1 protein-coding gene is annotated in these 2,575 nt (G+C 74.1%); it reads right to left on the bottom strand.

Annotation, left to right across the window (positions count from 1 at the left end; all coding sequences use genetic code 11):
- Positions 1-35 precede the first annotated feature (35 nt).
- Positions 36-2,486, bottom strand: a complete 2,451-nt coding sequence (locus ACFU7Y_RS42870; RefSeq protein WP_380771888.1) for a Tex family protein — start codon at positions 2,484-2,486, stop codon at positions 36-38.
- Between the last annotated feature and the right edge of the window lie 89 nt (positions 2,487-2,575).

Raw genomic sequence — 2,575 nt, 5'->3', positions numbered from 1 at the left:
TCCACCGGCCCCGGCCGCGGTCCGTCCGTCCCGGCTCAGCGCCGCCCGGAGCGCCGGTCGCCCGAACCGCCCTCGCCGCCGGTCAGGCCCGCGCGGCGCAGCGCGTCGGCCATGGCGCTGTTGGCCGGTGCGCCGCCGCCGAAGCCGCCCCGGTCGCCACCCCGGTCGCCGCCTCCGCGCCGGTCCTGCCCGCCGCGGCCGCCCTGGCCGCCCTGGCCCCCGCCGCGCCGCTCCTGGCGCGGCGGGCGGGCCTGCCGGTCGCCGCGCTCGCTCCCCACCTCGTCGTCCAGCCGCAGGGTGAGCCCGATCCGCTTGCGCGGCACGTCCACCGAGACCACCCGGACCTTGACGATGTCGCCGGGCTTGACCACCTCGCGCGGGTCCTTGACGAAGTTCCTCGACAGCGCCGAGACGTGCACCAGCCCGTCCTGGTGGACGCCCACGTCCACGAAGGCGCCGAAGGCGGCCACATTGGTGACCACGCCCTCCAGCACCATGCCGGCCTCCAGGTCACCGATCTTGTCGACGCCCTCCTTGAAGGTCGCGGTACGGAAGGCCGGGCGCGGGTCGCGGCCCGGCTTGTCCAGCTCGCCGAGGATGTCGGTGACGGTCGGGACCCCGAAGGTGTCGTCCGCGAACTCCGCCGGGCGCAGCGCCCGCAGCCGCTCGCCGTTGCCGATCAGCTCGCGCAGCTCCCCGCCGGTCGCGGCCAGGATCCGGCGCACCACCGGGTAGGCCTCGGGGTGCACGCTGGAGGCGTCCAGCGGGTCGTCGCCGCCGGGGATGCGCAGGAAGCCGGCGCACTGCTCGAAGGCCTTGGGGCCGAGCCGGGAGACGTCCTTGAGCTGCTTGCGGGTGCGGAACGGGCCGTTGGCGTCGCGGTGCGCCACGATGTTGTCGGCCAGCGTGCCGGTGATCCCGGAGACCCGGGTGAGCAGCGGCGCCGAGGCGGTGTTGACGTCCACGCCGACGGCGTTGACGCAGTCCTCGACCACGGCGTCCAGCGAGCGGGAGAGCTTCACCTCGCTCAGGTCGTGCTGGTACTGGCCGACGCCGATCGACTTGGGGTCGATCTTGACGAGCTCGGCCAGCGGGTCCTGGAGCCGGCGGGCGATCGAGACCGCGCCACGGATCGACACGTCCAGGTCCGGCAGTTCCTGCGAGGCGAACGCGGAGGCCGAGTAGACCGAGGCGCCGGCCTCGCTGACCATCGCCTTGGTGAGCTTCAGCTCGGGGTGGCGCTTGAGCAGGTCCTCGGCGAGCTTGTCGGTCTCCCGGGAAGCGGTGCCGTTGCCGATCGCGACCAGGTCGACGTCGTGCTTCTTGGCCAGCGCGGCCAGGGTGTGCAGGGCCGCGTCCCACTTGTTGGCGGGCTGGTGCGGGTAGATCGTGTCGTACGCGACGACCTTGCCGGTGGCGTCCACCACAGCGACCTTCACCCCGGTGCGGAAGCCCGGGTCCAGACCCATGGTGGCGCGGGTGCCGGCCGGGGCGGCGAGCAGCAGGTCGCGCAGGTTGGCGGCGAAGACCCGCACCGCCTCGTCCTCGGCCTCGGCGCGCAGCCGGGCGCGCAGGTCGATGCCGAGGCGGACCAGGATGCGGGTGCGCCAGGCCCAGCGGACGGTGTCGCCGAGCCACTTGTCGGCCGGGCGGCCGCGGTCGGCGATGCCGAAGCGGGCGGCGATCCGCTGCTCGTAGTCGTTCTCGCCGGGCAGGTCGCCCTCGGACCCGCCGTCGTACGGGGAGAGGTCGAGGTCGAGCACCTCCTCCTTCTCGCCGCGCAGCATCGCCAGGATGCGGTGCGAGGGGAGCTTGGTGTACGGCTCGGCGAAGTCGAAGTAGTCGGCGAACTTGGCGCCGTCGCCCTCCTTGCCGTCGCGGACCCTGGCGACCAGCCGGCCGCGGGTCCACATCCGCTCGCGCAGCGAGCCGACCAGATCGGCGTCCTCGCCGAAGCGCTCGACCAGGATCGCCCGGGCGCCCTCCAGCGCGGCGGGGCCGTCCGCGACCGACTCGTTCAGGAACTGCGCGGCCAGCGCGGCCGGGTCCTGGCCCGGGTCGGCGAGCAGGGAGTCGGCCAGCGGCTCCAGGCCGGCCTCGCGGGCGATCTGCGCCTTGGTGCGCCGCTTCGGCTTGAACGGCAGGTAGATGTCCTCCAGGCGGGCCTTGGAGTCGGCGGCGAGCACCTGGGCGCGCAGCGCGTCGTCCAGCTTGCCCTGGGCCTCGATCGACTCCAGGACGGCCGCCCGGCGCTCCTCCAGCTCGCGCAGGTAGCGCAGCCGCTCCTCCAGGGTGCGCAGCTGGGCGTCGTCGAGGGAGCCGGTGACCTCCTTGCGGTAGCGGGCCACGAAGGGGACGGTCGCGCCGCCGTCGAGCAGGTCGACGGCCGCCTTCACCTGCCCCTCGCGGACGCCCAGTTCCTCGGCGATCTTCCGCTCGATCGCCTGCTGGGCCCGTCGGGCCCCCTGTTCGACTGGCGTGGTCACGAAGCCGGTCACCTTCTCCATCAGTGCTTGCGCCGTACGCCCTGCATTCTGGCAGGTGCCGACGACGACGCCCGGCCGCACCCGTGGCG

It is taken from the genome of Kitasatospora sp. NPDC057542 (genome assembly GCF_042801945.1).
Lineage (GTDB): Bacteria > Actinomycetota > Actinomycetes > Streptomycetales > Streptomycetaceae > Kitasatospora.
The sequence above is the reverse complement of the archived record's forward strand: the minus strand, read 5'-3'. Positions and strand labels throughout refer to the sequence as shown.